The following is a 16,428-nucleotide window of genomic DNA, read 5'->3' on the forward strand; positions in this document are numbered from 1 at the left end:
GATTAACGTACCTTCAATGTTGCCAGGCCAATCAGCACTAGCATCAGAGAAATAATCCAAAAACGTACAATAACACGCGGTTCTGGCCAGCCTTTCAACTCATAATGATGGTGAATAGGCGCCATACGGAAAATACGCTGCCCACGCAGTTTAAAAGAACCCACCTGTAAAATAACTGACAAGGTTTCCATCACAAACACACCGCCCATAATCACCAGTAGAAACTCTTGACGTAGCAACACAGCAATCGTCCCCAATGCGCCACCTAATGCCAAAGAACCCACATCACCCATGAAAACTTGCGCCGGATAAGTGTTAAACCACAAGAAACCTAACCCCGCGCCAACAATCGCAGTACAGACGATAACCAACTCGCCAGCATGACTCAGATAAGGGATATGCAGATAGTTAGCAAAATTGACGTTACCTGTCGCCCATGCCACCAAAGCAAAACCCGCCGCGACAAAAACGGTTGGCATAATTGCCAAACCATCTAATCCGTCCGTCAGATTCACTGCGTTACTGGTTCCGACAATCACAAAGTAGGTCAACAGAATGTAAAGCACACCCAGTTGCGGCATCACATCTTTAAAGAATGGCACGACCAATTGCGTTGCAGGAGTATCTTTACCGACGCTGTACATGGCAAACGCCACCCCTAATGCCAGGACGGACTGCCAGAAATACTTCCAGCGGGCAATTAACCCTTTAGTATCTTTGCGCACGACTTTGCGGTAATCATCCACAAAACCAACAATACCGTAACCAATCAACACAATCAGCACGCACCAAACATAGGGGTTATTCAAACGCACCCACAACAGTGTAGAAATCGTAATTGAAAGTAAGATCAGCAAACCGCCCATCGTCGGCGTACCACGTTTGCTAAAGTGAGACTCCGGCCCATCGTTGCGAACAACCTGCCCAATTTGTAATTTTTGCAGGAAGGCGATCATTCGCGGCCCCATCCACAATGCGATAGCTAAAGCAGTCAGCAGGCTGACGATAGCCCTAAACGTCAAGTAAGAAAAGACGTTAAAGCCGGTGTGATATTTGACCAAATATTCGGCCAGCCAAACTAACATGTGAAACTCTCCTGTAATGCGTGGACAACATCTTCCATTGTGGTATTACGCGAACCTTTAACTAACACTGAAATGACTTTGTGTTGCTGTAATAATGGAACCAATGTTGCGATCAATGCGGCTTTATCCGCAAAATGCCGACCACAACCGCTTGCCTCACTAACATGAATACTTAATTTACCCACACTGAACACACTATCGATACCGCAAGAAGCCGCGGTTTCACCAATCTGACGATGGTAATCTTCTGACTGTTCACCCAATGCCCCTATATCGCCGACTACCAGCACTCGGTAACCCGGCATCTGTGATAACACCTGGACCGCAACGGTCATTGAACCAACATTGGCGTTATACGTGTCATCAAGCAGCAATTTTCCTTCTGTCAGATTGATTGGAAACAACCTCCCCGGTACTGCTTTCAGCTCCGACAAACCCAGACGAATATCTCGTAAGGTTGCGCCAACAGAGATTGCCAACGCACTGGCCGCTAACGCATTGGCGACATTGTGTTTCCCAGGCAACGGCAAGTTGATTTCTGTGCTACCAATAGGCGTGTGCAGACAAAAATCCGTAGTCAGTTGTTTAACCTGAATATCCGTAGCGTAAAAATCAGCACCTGATGCTTGTTGCATGGAAAAACGCTGTACGGTTTTGTCGCCAATAACCTGTTGCCAGTGAACCCAATCATTGCTTTCCAGATTGATAATCGCCGTACCTTTTTCTGGCAGGCCGGTAAAAATCTCGCCCTTAGCTTTTGCGATACTCGCGAGAGAACCAAAATCCGCTAAGTGCGCAGCAAACAGGTTATTGACTAATGCCGTTTCTGGCCGAACCATTTCTACGGTATAGGCAATTTCACCGACATGGCTCGCACCTAATTCAACCACAGCAAACTCATGTTGTTCTGTCAATTTGAACAATGTCAGCGGTACGCCGATATCATTATTCAGGTTACCCGCGGTATAGAGCGTGTTGCCACACTGGCGCAAAATCGCCGCGGTCATCTCTTTCACCGATGTTTTACCGGACGAACCGGTCAACGCAACAACACGCGCATTACTCTGTCGGCGAACCCAACCCGCTAATTTACCCATTGCTAAACGAGTATCTTTAACCACGACTTGTGGAAAGTTAACATCCAACACACGGCTGACAAGCAAAGCACCGGCACCGGCTTTTACTGCGTCAGCAAAAAAATCATGAGCATCAAAGCGCTCACCTTTCAAGGCAATAAACAGGCTGCCATTGCCAACCCGACGGCTGTCAGTAGTCACATCACTGATACAAATATTTGCTGCCTGCTGTTCAGTCACCTGATTCAATACGCCATTCGTTACTTGTGCCAGTTGTTGCAAAGTAAGGGAAATCATGCAATCACCCCCAATAACCGAGCGACAGTTAACCGGTCTGAGTAATCCAGACGACGATGGCCGACCAATTGATAATCTTCATGGCCTTTACCCGCTATCAATACAACCTCATCTGCTTTTGCCTGCATAATAGCGTTGGTTACCGCTTCAACACGTCCATGAATCACTATCGCTCTCCCCGGATCAAGAAAACCCGTCAGAATATCAGCAACAATCGCCTGTGGTTCTTCATTGCGCGGATTATCATCAGTCACAATCACACAATCGGCCCACTGTTCCGCAACGCCTCCCATCAATGGGCGTTTACCTTTATCACGATCACCACCACAACCAAAAACACACCAAAGCTTACCTTGACAATGCAAACGTGCCGCCATCAAAGCTTTTTCCAGCGCATCAGGTGTGTGAGCATAATCAACAACGACAACGGGTTTGCCCGGCGCAGTGAATACTTCCATTCGCCCACAGACAGGTTTCAGGCAAGAAGCTGTTTCAAGCAGTTTTTCCAACGGATAATCCAGAGCTAATAGGGTGGAAAGCGCCAACAGCAAGTTGCTGACATTAAATGCCCCCATTAGGGAACTATCAATTGTACCGCCCCCCCAACTAGACTCGAAGGTGATAGAGACCCCTTTATCGTGATACTTTATTTCACGCGCCGCCAACCAACGGCCCTGCCAATTCTCCGGCAGACGGTTTTCCATCGTTACAGCAACCGCTTGTGGTAAACGAGATAACCATTTCAATCCAATCTCATCATCAGCATTAATGATTTGTCGCTTCACATTATGAGTGGAAAAGAGCAGCCATTTAGCCGCTTCGTAGTGTTCCATATCACCGTGATAATCAAGATGGTCACGGCTCAAATTGGTAAACACTGCCGCCTCAAACGGCAACGCAGCCACACGCCCCTGAACCAGTCCATGAGAAGAGACTTCCATTGCCGCAAAAGTCGCCCCTTGCCGAACAAGTTGTTGCAAATCCAGTTGGATATCAACAGCAGAGCCTGTGGTATTTTCACTTGGCGCCACACGCCCCAGTAAACCATTGCCAACAGTTCCCATCACCGCACTGGTTTCACCTAATGCGTGGCTCCACTGCGCAAGTAATTGAGTAGTGGTTGTTTTACCATTGGTTCCGGTTACACCAATCAAGTGCAATTTATCACCAGGGTGACAATAAAACTCACCAGCTAACTGTGACAACTTATTATTCAAATCGTTCACATAAACAACCGGAACACCATGCATAATTTGTACGGTTCCGTTATCAGCCTCGCTCTGGGCTTCTGCAATAACCGCCGCAACCCCTTGTGCGATGGCTTGAGGAATGTAGTGTCGGCCATCTGTCTGGTGCCCTTTAATAGCGACAAACAGATCTCCGGCAGACGATTTACGGCTGTCCAATGTCATTTCGCGTAACTCACGCACTGGGGCGTCAATACCTAACGGCGCGAGTAAATCGCGTAGATTACGATCTGCCACCTGTATCCTCTTTCTTATTAATCACAAATTCGTTTTTATCACCTGCCGCCAAAGCATCTGGCTCCACATTCATGATGCGTAGAGCGCCCCCCATAATGGCGCCAAATACCGGCGCAGAAACCACACCACCGTAATACTTACCTGTCAGTGGATCATTAATGACCACAACCAGTGCGAATCTTGGGTTACTTGCAGGGGCGACACCTGCGGCGTAAGAGATATATCGATTAGCGTATTTGCCATCCGGCCCGACTTTCTTGGCTGTCCCCGTCTTGATTGCGATCCGATAACCTTTTATCGCTGCCCGCACTCCACCACCGCCAGGCAAAGCCACACTTTCCATCATATGAACGACTGTCCGCATGATAGGCTCAGGAAATACTCTTGTGCCTGGCACAGGTGGATCAACTTTGGTAATTGACAGAGGACGATAAATACCCATGCTGCCAATCGTTGCATAGACCCGCGCTAACTGTAATGGTGTTACCATTAGCCCATAACCGTAAGAAAAGGTCGCTCTCTCAAGGTCTGACCACCGTTGTTTTCCTGTTGGATATAAGCCGCTGCTTTCTCCAACCAACCCCAGATTGGTCGCCTTTCCTAACCCAAAACGTGAATAAACATCCACCAACTCTGTCGCAGGCATAGCTAACGCCAGCTTAGAAACACCGACATTACTCGATTTTTGTAAAATACCAGTGATAGATAATTCCGAATGACGGGATACATCTCTAATTTCTTTGCCACTTATTCTAAAAGGTATTGTATTAATAACCGTATTTTCTTTGATGATACCATCATTCAGCGCAGCCATTACCACCATCGGCTTAACCGTGGAACCTGGCTCGAAAATATCGGTAATGGCCCGGTTACGCATCGCTTCTTTTGGTGTATTGACGAGATTATTTGGGTTATAAGACGGACTGTTCGCCATTGCCAGCACTTCTCCGGTATTAACATCTACCAATACCGCTGTGCCGGATTCCGCTTTATTAAAGGCCACCGCATTGGTTAATTCGCGGTAAACCAGCGCCTGTAAGCGTTCATCAATACTCAATACCAGATTGTGTGCCGCCAGACTATCAACAGATGAAATATCTTCGATGACACGACCAAAGCGGTCTTTGCGTACAGTTCGTTCACCCGGTTGACCAGTCAGCCAACGATCAAAACTTTTTTCTATACCTTCAATACCCTGACCATCAACGTTGGTTACGCCAATAATATGTGCTGTCACCTGACCTGACGGGTAATAACGCCGGGATTCCTGACGCAAATAAATCCCCGGCAATTTCAGTTTATGAATGTAATCGCCAACCGATGGATTAACCTGACGCGCTAAATAAACAAACCGGCCTTTCGGATTAGCACTAACTTTGTCGGTAAGTTGCTCAAGAGGTAAATTAATGGCATCAGATAAAGCTTTCCAGCGGGTATCATCCGTAATCCCCCCTTTTTCAAATACCTCTTTCGGATCTGCCCAAACTGCATTGACTGGAACGCTGACAGCCAGAGGCCGCCCCATACGGTCACTGATCATACCGCGAGCGGTAGGGATTGACTGCACGCGCAGGGAACGTAAATCACCTTCTTTAACCAGTTGATCCGGGTTGATGACCTGCAAATAAGTCACCCTCAGCAATAAACCAATTAAAGCCACGGCAATCCCCCCGCACAACAAAGCAAAACGCCAGCTAACAAAACTAGCTTTATCTTCTTGCCGTTTTAATTTCACGGAGCGTGCTGCTTTCATCGCTTACCTTTTAATAATTAAATTAACTCACTGTGAAACAACAATGTTTTCCTGAGCAGGATTAACATGCTGCATATGCATTTTTTCAACAGCTATCCGCTCAACTCGACTATGATCACCTAAGGCATTTTCTTCGAGGATCAGATTGCGCCACTCGATATCTAATGCATCTCGTTCCACGACCAGATGTTCTCTTTCAGCCGTCAATAAGCGGGTTTCATGTGCAATGGTTACAACGACTATGGCCGAAACCAGTACAGCGATTAGAAGAATTAGCGGTATTTTGGCATTCTTGAGTAAATCGTTGCCGATAATACCGGTTAATCCGTGACGTTCACCTGCCATTATTCACTAACTTTTTCAGCAAAACGCAAAACAGAACTGCGAGCCCGTGGATTATCCGCCACTTCTTCCTCTGAAGGTTTCATCTTGCCAATCGATTTCAAGCTACGCCCACCTTGCGCTTTCAGTTGCTCTTCTGTTAATGGCAATCCCGCTGGCACCTGTGGCCCTCGACTATTCTGACGAATAAATCGTTTAACAATACGATCTTCCAGCGAATGGAAACTGATAACTGAAAGTCTCCCCTGTGGCGCAAGCACTTGTAATGCCCCTTCCAGCGCTTGCTCAATTTCTTCCAGCTCACTGTTGATATAAATCCTAATCGCCTGGAAGCTCCTGGTTGCTGGATGCTTATGTTTCTCTTTTACTGGGCTAGCCTGAGCAATCAAATCAGCTAGCGCTTTTGTTCGGGTAATGGGATCTTCCTGATTGCGTGCCACAATTGCCCTAGCAATACGTTTGGCGAAACGCTCTTCACCAAATGTTTTCAATACCCAAGCAATATCATCTGCTGTCGCATGCATCAGCCATTCTGCTGCTGATTGCCCGCGAGTCGGGTCCATCCGCATATCTAGCGGCCCATCACGCATAAAAGAAAAACCGCGTTCTGGATCATCCAACTGAGGCGAAGAAACACCTAAATCCAGTAATACACCATCAATTTTGCCAGTCAGCCCGGCATTTTCTATATAGTGAGCCAATTTAGAAAATGGCCCATGTACAATTGAAAAACGGGGATCTGTGATCGCTTTTGCCACTTCAATCGCTTGCGGATCTCGATCAATTGCAATTAAACGACCTGCCGTTCCCAATTGCGACAAAATCAGACGTGAATGCCCGCCACGGCCAAATGTGCCGTCAATATAGATTCCATTTTCACGAATATTCAGTCCGTTGACTGCTTCATCCAGCAATACGCTGGTATGTTTAAAATGACTATTTGCCATATTTATAGTGATAATTCCTGTAGCCGTACTGATAAAGGTTCCTGTGTGGATTGCTCAGCCGCAATGTCATCCTTAACCTGTTGATACCAAGCCTGCTCATCCCACAGTTCAAATTTGTTGAACTGACCAACCAGCATAACCTCTTTGACTAGCCCTGCATGCTGGCGCAATGTACCGGCTAGCAAAAGACGTCCTGCACTATCCATCTGACATTCACTGGCATGACCTAAAAGCAAACGTTGCACCCGGCGCTCCACCGGATTCATGCTGGATAAGCGAGAAAGTTTTTCTTCAATAATTTCCCATTCAGATAATGTATAGAGCAACAGGCACGGCTGATGAAGGTCGATGGTAAAAACCATTTGCCCTTGCGATTCCTCATTTAGCATAGCCCGGTATCGGGTAGGTACGGTGAGCCGCCCCTTGCTATCAAGATTAATCTGCGTTGCTCCACGAAACATACTCAGGTCGCCCCTGGTGATCAAGAATTACCACTTTATCCCACTAATCCCCACAATAAGGAGTTTACGGATGGGACGAAAACCTTGTCAAGCCAGAGCGGATGCGCTTTAGCTACATTGATGGCAAGATTTTGGCTGTTGGGAGACATAATTATTAAATTTAGCAATATCAATAATAATTAACACCATGATAATTCTGAATAATTTTACCAGCATAAAGAGAGTAAATGTTTACGATAAAATAATAAAAAAATAGTTGTGTGATTAATTTATTTACATAATTTACATTTCATTACTATTTAACCACCGTGCAGCAATGTTTATCATTCTATTTGACGCATTCAACACTCAAACTAACTAGAAACAAAAAGCTATAAGATAAATATTATTAAAATCAATTTAATATATAAAAGACGGTAAAAAAACGGGGGGTAAACAGACAAATCCCAAACTCAAATAAGCTTTATTCCATGCGTTTCTTCCTACTGAATAATTTATGTATGAACGAAATTGATATTTGCTCACGCTGAAACACCCAACGTAAGGATTGCTTGAAAGTTACCTTTACACACCTCTTTTAAGACAAATCCGACAACCAAAACCCCTCATCAGAAAATTAATGAGGGGTTTTTGTCATATTTTTCGGCTCAGGCTTCCTCGACGACATAAGTCGCGATGTATCCGTGTAATACCTGGCCCTGGCTTCTGCTTTTCATCCAGACTTGCTAACACCAGTTCCAATACCCGTTCAGCAATTTCACGATGACGCTGCGCTACTGAGAGCACAGGGCATTCAAGGAAATCCAATAATTCATGATCACCAAAAGTCGCGATAACCAATTGATTTGGTAAACGGCCGCTGTGTTTAAGGGTAACATCCATGACCCCTTGCAACAGGGCAAAAGAGGTAGTGAACAACGCTTGTGGCATTGGATGAGTTTCTAACCATTTGGAGAACGCTTCAGCAGCGGCATCACGCTCATAGCTGTTTGAGTAAAGATACATCACTTTACGAGGATCATCTTTCCATGCCTCACGGAACCCCTGTTCACGCAGAAAACTGACTGATAATTCAGGTAATGCGCCGAGATAAAGCACAGATTCAGCCGGAAATTGACGAAATTCTTGCGCCAACATCTTTGCATCTTCAAAATCATCACCCACTACGCTGATAAAGTGTTCATTTTCAAGTGCCCGATCGAGAGCGATAATAGGCAAAGAACGATTTGCCCAACGTTGATAAAAAGGATGCTCCGGCGGTAATGCGGTAGAAACAATAATTGCATCTACCTGACGTTGCAACAGGTGTTCAACACAGCGCATTTCATTATCAGGTTGGTCTTCCGAGCATGCTATTAATAACTGATAGCCACGTTGACGAGCCTGACGTTCCAAATAATTAGCAATACGGGTATAGCTGGTATTTTCTAAATCTGGAATAACCAAACCAATAGAACGGGTACGCCCTGCACGGAGACCGGCTGCCACAGCATTAGGATGGTAATTATGCTCTCTAACCACTGCCATCACTTTTTCTACCGTTTTATCACTGACACGGTATTGCTTGGCTTTACCATTAATTACATAACTGGCCGTTGTGCGTGAAACACCTGCAAGGCGGGCAATTTCATCCAGTTTCACATTAACTCCTTAATAACCCCCAAAAAGGCCCTACTTTATCGCAGAGCCTGATAAATGTATGCATATTGCCCCGCAGTTTGCGATTTTTCATCGCATAATTTTATCCCCGCGAGATACGCCGACAATACCTGAACGAGCAACTTCAACGATTTCTGCAACATCTCGAACAGCATCAAGAAATGCATCCAACTTATCGCTGGTTCCTACCAATTGCACAGTATATAAGGTCGAAGTCACATCAACGATCTGACCACGGAAGATATCCGTACTGCGTTTGATCTCTTCACGTCCATATCCGCTGGCCTGTAATTTGACTAACATGATCTCACGCTCTACGTGAGAACCCGATGCCAACTCACTGACTCTTAACACATCCACCAACTTGTGCAACTGTTTTTCAATCTGTTCAAGTACCCTTGCATCGCCCTTAGTCTGAATTGTCATCCGCGATAATGTCGGATCATCAGTTGGGGCGACAGTTAAACTTTCAATGTTGTAGCCACGTTGGGAAAACAGACCAATAACCCGGGACAAAGCCCCTGATTCGTTTTCAAGTAATACAGATAAAATCCGGCGCATAATCAGGTTCTCTCCGTTTTGCTTAACCACATCTCATCCATTGCTCCTCCACGGATCTGCATAGGATATACATGTTCAGTTTCATCCACTGTTACATCAACAAATACCAGTCGCTGATTTTCAGTCACCTCTCTAAGAGCCTCCGCTAATTTACTTTCCAATTCATCATAACGTTGAATAGAAATGCCAACATGACCATAAGCCTCAGCCAATTTGACAAAATCAGGTAAGGATTCCATATAGGACTGAGAATGACGACCAGCATAAATCATGTCTTGCCACTGTCTTATCATGCCCAAGAAACGGTTATTCAAATTTAGAACCAGTATCGGCAACCCATATTGCAACGCGGTAGACAGCTCCTGAATATTCATCTGAATACTACCATCCCCCGTAACACAGACTACCGTCGCTTCCGGTTTCACCAGTTTAACGCCCAAAGCCGCCGGTAAACCAAATCCCATCGTTCCCAAACCACCGGAACTGATCCAACGCCTTGGTTTATCAAATGGGTAATGCAATGCAACAAACATCTGATGCTGTCCAACATCGGAAGTGACATAAGCTTCCCCCTTCGTCAGACGATAGAGAACTTCAATAGCAGCTTGTGGTTTAATTTTTTCACCACTGCGATCAAAATTGAGACATTTACGGCTACGCCATTGCTGAATAGATAACCACCAATCTTTTAGCGCATCGGGATCTTGCGTGTCTTCTACTGTCTCCAGCAACGCCAGCATTTGCCCAAGCACCTGTTTAGCATCACCAACAATAGGTACATCTGCGGAAACCGTTTTCGAAATTGATGTCGGATCAATATCAATATGTAATACCGTTGCTTCTGGGCAATATTTTTCCAGATTATTGGTAGTGCGATCATCAAAACGCACACCGACAGCAAAAATGACATCTGAACTATGGATTGCTTTGTTAGCTTCGAACGTACCATGCATACCGAGCATACCCAGGCTTTGCGGATGAGTTGCAGGGAAACTGCCCAATCCCATCATGGAGCTAATAACAGGGATATTGAATTTTTCTGCCAATACTAGTAATTCTGCTGAACAATCTGCGTTAATCGCCCCGCCGCCCACATAAATGACAGGTCTTTTCGCATTCAATAGTTTTCTCAATGCCCGCTTAATCTGCCCTTTATGTCCTTGAATCGTCGGATTATAAGAGCGCATACTGATCTGCTCAGGATAAATATAGGGTAATTTTACTGCCGGATTTACCGTGTCTTTCGGTAAATCAATTACTACAGGTCCCGGACGACCACTGGAGGCTAGATAGAAGGCTTTTTTCAGTACTTTTGGAATATCCTCTGCTTTTTTCACTAAAAAACTATGTTTTACGATCGGGCGGGATATCCCTACCATGTCACATTCCTGAAATGCATCATTACCAATCAGGGAACTAGCGACTTGACCGGATAATACAACCATCGGAATTGAATCCATATAAGCTGTGGCAATACCGGTAATGGCATTGGTTGCTCCAGGACCGGAGGTAATCAATACCACACCCACCTTCCCGGTAGAACGAGCATAACCATCAGCCATATGAACCGCGCCCTGCTCATGACGTACCAGAATATGCTCAATGCCCCCAACCGTATGCAGGGCATCATAAATATCCAGTACGGCCCCTCCCGGATAACCGAATATATGCTCAACGCCCTGATCAATTAATGATCGGACGACCATTTCAGCTCCTGATAACATCTCCATAGGTTCTCCTCCAGGCTCTGTTTGCAAGTTAATAAATCGGAAGTGACTTCCACTTTTATTTTAGTAAGACGAATAGCTTCTCAGCGGGATATTCATGCTGAGTTAATTAACATAACGCTAGAAACGGGTGTTAGCAATGTAAGTACAAGGAAGAATAGCCACTTTCTGACAATTCAATATCTCTCTTGCAAGCGTTATCTTACTATCAATAAGCCAAAAGTAAGTAGAATATGAGTAGCTATACCTGAAAAGAACGACAACATATAGGTATTATCCGGTATATATACGATAAAAAACTAAAAAGCAGCTTTCAAAATCGTTTAAGTCGCCGAAGTATGAAGCTGATAAAGGGAATGCCGACAAACGCCTCAGATAATTTGACCGTCATTTCCTCGTTTTTGGATAACCATTGCAAATAATTGATTAGGGTAAAATCCACTTACCTCATTTTAATTATAAAATACGATAGAAACCATTATTTTTCCTGGAAGACTAATTCCACACATTCAATACTTACCTAGATATATAAATATTCATTTTCATCATTAAACAACCTAATATAATAATCAGCCAAATGATAATTTAAAATAGAAATAATCTTAATAACCTATAAAAAGCATATCGCAATATTAAAATAAAAATATGTTTTATTGAGCAATAGATAATAATAAAACATAAAAATAACGAGATCGACACTTTATATATTTTAAACAAAACCTGAAAATAACTAAATTTTTTCAAATTGGTTAGTTGATATATTTTTAATATTAAAAAATTATAAGGTTATAAAAATAAACCAAGGATATTTTTAATAAAAGAATAAAGAATAAAGAATAAAGAATAAAGAATAAAGAATAAAGAATAAAGAATAAAGAATAAAGAATAAAGAATAAAGAATAAAGAATAGCGTGAATGATATTATCATCTCCAAATACAAGGTAAAAGAATTTCCTGAGGAAGCTAATATTAATTTTATAAATTCTTTATCCATTATTTTCCTCCAGATAAAATAACCTTAGTAAATATAGGTATTGCAGTAATTACATTTTTTTAAGTATTTCCATTTGAATAATATCCACTATTAATTTAATTACTGCATCTTTAGTTAGTGTATCAGTATCAATAATTTTCCAAGTGTCATCATAAAACGTCTGGTATTGATTAAGAACATGTTTTTGATATTCTATAAAATCATACTTTTCATTTATCTCTAATTTTCCAGACTCACTAGGTTTTAATATTCTTTTCCTTTTTTCAGCAATATTTGGAGGAACATCAAGATATATAACCATGTCTGGTTTTGTGTTTATAGATAGAACTGATTTACTTAATTCTGCTAATTCCGTGGATTTAAGTAAGAATCTTGCTAAATATTTATAATACCAACTATCACATATAATAATTTTACCTTGCAATAAACAAGGTTGAATAATTAAACTATCTAAAACAGAAAACCATGATGCTATCAATAGAATCCAATGCCGGTCACCAAGTTCACCCAATGGAGCTGAAATGTCATAATCCCAAAGGATATCTCGTATTTTTCCCATATGATACATACTATATCCAGATGGTAGTAAAGGATAATTTTTATCTAAAAAAACAATATTATTATAATCTAGAGATAAAATATCATAAATCTCGCGTGAAATTGTTGATTTACCTGCACCATCATTTCCTTCAAAAGCTATAAATAACCCGCGTTTAATCATTTCTTTTTTCCCCGTAGTACGCTTCAGTATCAAGTGAATTTCTACCACTACCGATAATAAATAATTTGTTTTTAGCTATCGCAAAAATCTTATCCCACAAGTAATGATCTTGGTAAATGTTTTCTATGTTTAATGCGGGGCAAGTTTCCTAGAATGTTTTCTTTATTTCTTTTGACTCACGTAGTTCAGTACCATATAAGGCTAACTCTGGCTCTAAGCCATATCCATTTACTAAATTACCTATATAATAAGTAAGTTTATTTATATTTAAATAATCAACTAATTCATTCCAAATATGTATTATTTTGTTAATGCCCCTAGCCTTTCGAATTCCGATATATAAAAACTAGCATTTTTATTAGTTACTCCAAGTTTTTCCAACTCTGAAACAACTTCAAACTCTGTTTTTTCATTATCTATTACTAACCAAACCTTATATGCATCTGAATTGATTTCACATAATGCTTTTTTTGCGAAAAGTATTAATTTCCCATCTTTACACAAGACTCTATACCATAAATTTTTTATTATTGGTTTATTATTTTCATCTGATAATGAAATGTCGGATGTATTAGCTATTCTTTTTTTTGTAAAAGATACACTGTAGCTAAAAATATCTTTTCCTTGACAATAGTCTAAAGTTAATTGCCACATTTTTGCAACTGAATTTATGTAATCAATTGTTGCAATATCATTGATTACATTAAATTTTGAACAAATCATCAAGTATATAGATGTTATTGGATGGTCTTTTCCAAACACCTTCATTGCATTTTGATAGCGCCACTTTATTAAAGTGGATGTGTTTTCACTCGAAGCCAGGATATAATCCATTGCTGAATTAACTGTTCGTTCAAAGTTGAATGCTGCTGATATTAGTTCATTATTTAAAATATTTCCAATCCCATCGGAAAAACACTTTTCTCCAAAGTTTTTTGCTCTGGTCTTAAGTATTTCACATAATTTAGTTTTATTTATTCCTCCTTTTAATGTGTCAAAATTATTTGATTTTACAATCGATTCCCCTGTTAATATCCTATGAGATAAATGTAATTTATACCAATCGGAGTTTAAGCTTCCATTGTTGATTATCTTCATAATTTCTTTTATCTCTTTTAAAGAGATTATCGTCACTTCTAACATTCCGATATCGGATGGTATAAATATCTCTTCGCATTCTTTTTCTAGTTCTTCTTCCAATATAACATAGACATCATAATCAGATTTTGGCGTTGAAAACCCTTCAATGACTGAGCCTGACAAGTAGCAAGTATACAGATCAGTATCATTAAATTTTTTATTTATTATTTCTGTTATTTTCCTTTTTACGTTAATTATGTCCATGCTTTACCCTATTTACCTTTTATCTTATAAATGAAAGAACAAATAAAGGAATAAAGGTTATGATATACCTTTATTCCTTTTTCTATTAATTAGGTGACGAACTCATTAAACCATTATCATAATTTAATGTTTCATCATCAGTTAGCGGTCTAAATGCTTGTGCTGTTATCACATTCACTTTATTCCCCTCCGGGTGACGCCGCGCGCGATAAATTTCGCTTATCCGCTCGATAAATAAAGCGACAATTGCGTTTCATCTATTGAAAACTTTTTACACAACTAGCGTCGTAAATATGACTGTAATTTATTCAATTTACCCATTTTTCCTTTAAATCTGTAGCACGGTAACCAATTCCGAACAGTTAGGCGGTATATTCTGCACTCATTAAAATGGGGTTAACACCCCTATCATAATGCACAGTACAGAAACCAAATGAAAATGATTGGAATGCATTCAGCTATGATTTTAGCTGAACTTGAACCTATCTCTGATGTAAAGCTATTTTAGCCTTATAAACCTCTATCTTGAGACTAAGAAGTTATTAAGAAGCGCTCGGCAAATTCACCTAACTGAACGAGAAGCATGAACGTATAGATAGGAAAAACGTGAAGTCATTTTCGGAATTCAGCATTAACATTAAAGTTAGTAATACGCAACGCGTAAAAATCGTTGGTCAAACTAAGGGAGCCGAAGCTCCGAAAATTGGGGAAATCGCTATAGCTGAAAAGGCCGACGTCATGACCTCATAAACCAACCCCCTCTCCAACCTGGAGCGGAACCGGTTTAGTTACATCTATCTGCGCAAAAGGAGCGCAGATAGTCCCAATTGTAGTGTTAGCCAAGTGAAACGTGTATAGACACTGCACAACACGAAGTATAAAAAACAACTTCAGGGATAAACCCTAATTGTTCTACCACATAGTTAACTATGTGAATCCCTCTTTAGCTACGCTATCTGATGAAACTAGCATAGATAGAAAGTTATCAGCATATCGAGGAATATTTTCTTGGGATTCTTTTTATGAGAACACTTGGCTCTAATGATAACAAATGTGCTATATGAACAAATTCCACAACATCCAATCTTCTTTCACCATTCTCAACTTTCGCAATAAACGATTGAGGGCGATCTAGCGCTTGAGCTAAATTCTCCTGCGTGACCCCCTTTGCTATACGAGCCTCACGGAGTGCTTTGATAACTATTTGATATTCATCAGAGTAAATTGAAACCATATATTTAATCCTACTAAGCATTTAGGATTAAATATCAATCGATTGTTGATTTATACCAAAATGGGATTTTTTATTTTATAAGCTACGATCGTTTTAACTTTCTAGGTTGTTTTTTGAACAACATTTTTTCTAAAATTAGCACATGATCGACAGATAGCAAGTGTGCTATATGCACAAATTCAACCACATCCAACCTTCTTTCACCATTTTCAATTTTAGCAATAAATGATTGAGGTCGATCTAAGGCTTGAGCCAATCTTTTTTGAGTAATACCTTTTTCTATCCTAGCCTTACGAAGAGCGTTTATAACCATTTGATATTCATATGAATAAATCGATGCCATTTCTTTAACCTTGATTAATATCCCAAAATCGAATATCAATCATTTACTTAAATATCCCAAAATAGGATAATTCATGCGTTTGTTATATGGAGATATAAAGGAAATGAATAAAAAAGATTGGCATACCGCCGACATTATCGCTGCCTTACGTAAGCTCGGCACTACCTTAGCAGCAGTATCACGTAAGGAGGGACTTAGCTCATCTACATTAGCTAATGCTCTATCACGACCTTGGCCTAAAGGAGAGTGGATTATTGCGAACAATCTCGGAGTACATCCCTCAGAAATTTGGCCAAGCCGATATTTTGACGAGAATGGACAACCTATTGAACGAGTTATCCGAAATAATTCTTCCAGGTGACTAATTCTCAACTAAATGGTCTAAGCTCGGTATAATATC

16 protein-coding genes are annotated in these 16,428 nt (G+C 41.2%); 2 read left to right on the forward strand and 14 right to left on the reverse strand.

Annotated features, from left to right (window positions below):
- Window positions 1-2: 2 nt before the first annotated feature.
- The 12 genes from mraY to Phpb_RS03365 all read right to left on the reverse strand — a co-directional run bounded on the left by mraY (window position 3) and on the right by Phpb_RS03365 (window position 14,451).
- Window positions 3-1,085: a phospho-N-acetylmuramoyl-pentapeptide-transferase gene (mraY, locus tag Phpb_RS03310; protein ID WP_046395701.1), complete on the reverse strand. Its 1,083-nt coding sequence runs from the start codon at window positions 1,083-1,085 to the stop codon at window positions 3-5.
- On the reverse strand, window positions 1,079-2,458 hold the full coding sequence (gene murF / locus Phpb_RS03315; RefSeq protein WP_065389158.1) for a UDP-N-acetylmuramoyl-tripeptide--D-alanyl-D-alanine ligase: 1,380 nt from the start codon (window positions 2,456-2,458) through the stop codon (window positions 1,079-1,081). The genes mraY and murF overlap by 7 nt, the downstream gene beginning before the upstream one ends.
- Entirely contained in the window at window positions 2,455-3,942 is a 1,488-nt protein-coding gene (murE, locus tag Phpb_RS03320; protein WP_065389159.1) for a UDP-N-acetylmuramoyl-L-alanyl-D-glutamate--2,6-diaminopimelate ligase, read from the reverse strand. Before murE ends, murF begins: the two co-directional genes overlap by 4 nt.
- Complete coding sequence (locus Phpb_RS03325) at window positions 3,929-5,695, reverse strand: peptidoglycan glycosyltransferase FtsI (RefSeq protein WP_065389160.1); 1,767 nt, start codon at window positions 5,693-5,695, stop codon at window positions 3,929-3,931. Before Phpb_RS03325 ends, murE begins: the two co-directional genes overlap by 14 nt.
- Window positions 5,696-5,722: 27 nt before the next feature.
- Window positions 5,723-6,043: a cell division protein FtsL gene (ftsL, locus tag Phpb_RS03330; RefSeq protein ID WP_075489376.1), complete on the reverse strand. Its 321-nt coding sequence runs from the start codon at window positions 6,041-6,043 to the stop codon at window positions 5,723-5,725.
- Window positions 6,040-6,984 carry a 16S rRNA (cytosine(1402)-N(4))-methyltransferase RsmH gene (gene rsmH, locus Phpb_RS03335; RefSeq protein WP_065389162.1) on the reverse strand — a complete coding sequence of 315 codons (945 nt, stop codon included), beginning with the start codon at window positions 6,982-6,984 and terminating at the stop codon, window positions 6,040-6,042. Before rsmH ends, ftsL begins: the two co-directional genes overlap by 4 nt.
- Window positions 6,985-6,986: 2 nt before the next feature.
- Window positions 6,987-7,445, reverse strand: coding sequence for a division/cell wall cluster transcriptional repressor MraZ (mraZ, locus tag Phpb_RS03340; RefSeq protein ID WP_065389163.1), 459 nt, complete (start codon window positions 7,443-7,445; stop codon window positions 6,987-6,989).
- 633 nt (window positions 7,446-8,078) lie between these two features.
- Entirely contained in the window at window positions 8,079-9,086 is a 1,008-nt protein-coding gene (gene cra, locus Phpb_RS03345; RefSeq protein ID WP_065389164.1) for a catabolite repressor/activator, read from the reverse strand.
- Between the two features lie 87 nt (window positions 9,087-9,173).
- The gene (ilvN, locus tag Phpb_RS03350; RefSeq protein ID WP_065389165.1) at window positions 9,174-9,665 is read right to left on the reverse strand and encodes an acetolactate synthase small subunit; all 492 of its coding nucleotides are present in this window, start codon (window positions 9,663-9,665) and stop codon (window positions 9,174-9,176) included.
- Window positions 9,666-9,667: 2 nt separating this feature from the next.
- Complete coding sequence (ilvI, locus tag Phpb_RS03355; protein WP_065389166.1) at window positions 9,668-11,395, reverse strand: acetolactate synthase 3 large subunit; 1,728 nt, start codon at window positions 11,393-11,395, stop codon at window positions 9,668-9,670.
- A 1,040-nt stretch (window positions 11,396-12,435) separates the two neighbouring features.
- The gene (locus tag Phpb_RS03360; RefSeq protein WP_065389167.1) at window positions 12,436-13,107 is read right to left on the reverse strand and encodes a dTMP kinase; all 672 of its coding nucleotides are present in this window, start codon (window positions 13,105-13,107) and stop codon (window positions 12,436-12,438) included.
- 300 nt (window positions 13,108-13,407) lie between these two features.
- The gene (locus Phpb_RS03365) at window positions 13,408-14,451 is read right to left on the reverse strand and encodes a hypothetical protein (RefSeq protein ID WP_065389168.1); all 1,044 of its coding nucleotides are present in this window, start codon (window positions 14,449-14,451) and stop codon (window positions 13,408-13,410) included.
- Window positions 14,452-15,057: 606 nt separating this feature from the next.
- On the opposite strand from Phpb_RS03365, the gene Phpb_RS25840 reads away from it, so the two are divergent.
- The gene (locus Phpb_RS25840) at window positions 15,058-15,201 is read left to right on the forward strand and encodes a hypothetical protein (protein ID WP_165603265.1); all 144 of its coding nucleotides are present in this window, start codon (window positions 15,058-15,060) and stop codon (window positions 15,199-15,201) included.
- Window positions 15,202-15,436: 235 nt separating this feature from the next.
- Here Phpb_RS25840 and Phpb_RS03370 read toward each other — a convergent pair whose 3' ends face one another.
- On the reverse strand, window positions 15,437-15,685 hold the full coding sequence (locus Phpb_RS03370; RefSeq protein ID WP_011147600.1) for a helix-turn-helix domain-containing protein: 249 nt from the start codon (window positions 15,683-15,685) through the stop codon (window positions 15,437-15,439).
- 82 nt (window positions 15,686-15,767) lie between these two features.
- Complete coding sequence (locus Phpb_RS03375) at window positions 15,768-16,028, reverse strand: helix-turn-helix domain-containing protein (RefSeq protein WP_065389169.1); 261 nt, start codon at window positions 16,026-16,028, stop codon at window positions 15,768-15,770.
- 73 nt (window positions 16,029-16,101) lie between these two features.
- Between Phpb_RS03375 and Phpb_RS03380 the strand changes: the two genes are divergently transcribed.
- Entirely contained in the window at window positions 16,102-16,389 is a 288-nt protein-coding gene (locus Phpb_RS03380; protein ID WP_420848320.1) for a helix-turn-helix domain-containing protein, read from the forward strand.
- Window positions 16,390-16,428: the final 39 nt, after the last annotated feature.

The sequence above is a fragment of the Photorhabdus namnaonensis genome (genome assembly GCF_001684335.1).
GTDB lineage: Bacteria > Pseudomonadota > Gammaproteobacteria > Enterobacterales > Enterobacteriaceae > Photorhabdus > Photorhabdus namnaonensis.

What these genes read in the sequence shown, in the direction of transcription:
- mraY (WP_046395701.1), bottom strand. Translation starts at nt 1,085, where the DNA reads ATGTTAGTTTGGCTGGCCGAATATTTGGTCAAATATCACACCGGCTTT.
- murF (WP_065389158.1), bottom strand. Translation starts at nt 2,458, where the DNA reads ATGATTTCCCTTACTTTGCAACAACTGGCACAAGTAACGAATGGCGTA.
- Phpb_RS03325 (WP_065389160.1), bottom strand. Translation starts at nt 5,695, where the DNA reads ATGAAAGCAGCACGCTCCGTGAAATTAAAACGGCAAGAAGATAAAGCT.
- rsmH (WP_065389162.1), bottom strand. Translation starts at nt 6,984, where the DNA reads ATGGCAAATAGTCATTTTAAACATACCAGCGTATTGCTGGATGAAGCA.
- mraZ (WP_065389163.1), bottom strand. Translation starts at nt 7,445, where the DNA reads ATGTTTCGTGGAGCAACGCAGATTAATCTTGATAGCAAGGGGCGGCTC.
- ilvN (WP_065389165.1), bottom strand. Translation starts at nt 9,665, where the DNA reads ATGCGCCGGATTTTATCTGTATTACTTGAAAACGAATCAGGGGCTTTG.
- ilvI (WP_065389166.1), bottom strand. Translation starts at nt 11,395, where the DNA reads ATGGAGATGTTATCAGGAGCTGAAATGGTCGTCCGATCATTAATTGAT.
- Phpb_RS03360 (WP_065389167.1), bottom strand. Translation starts at nt 13,107, where the DNA reads ATGATTAAACGCGGGTTATTTATAGCTTTTGAAGGAAATGATGGTGCA.
- Phpb_RS03365 (WP_065389168.1), bottom strand. Translation starts at nt 14,451, where the DNA reads ATGGACATAATTAACGTAAAAAGGAAAATAACAGAAATAATAAATAAA.
- Phpb_RS03370 (WP_011147600.1), bottom strand. Translation starts at nt 15,685, where the DNA reads ATGGTTTCAATTTACTCTGATGAATATCAAATAGTTATCAAAGCACTC.
- Phpb_RS03375 (WP_065389169.1), bottom strand. Translation starts at nt 16,028, where the DNA reads ATGGCATCGATTTATTCATATGAATATCAAATGGTTATAAACGCTCTT.
- Phpb_RS03380 (WP_420848320.1), top strand. Translation starts at nt 16,102, where the DNA reads ATGCGTTTGTTATATGGAGATATAAAGGAAATGAATAAAAAAGATTGG.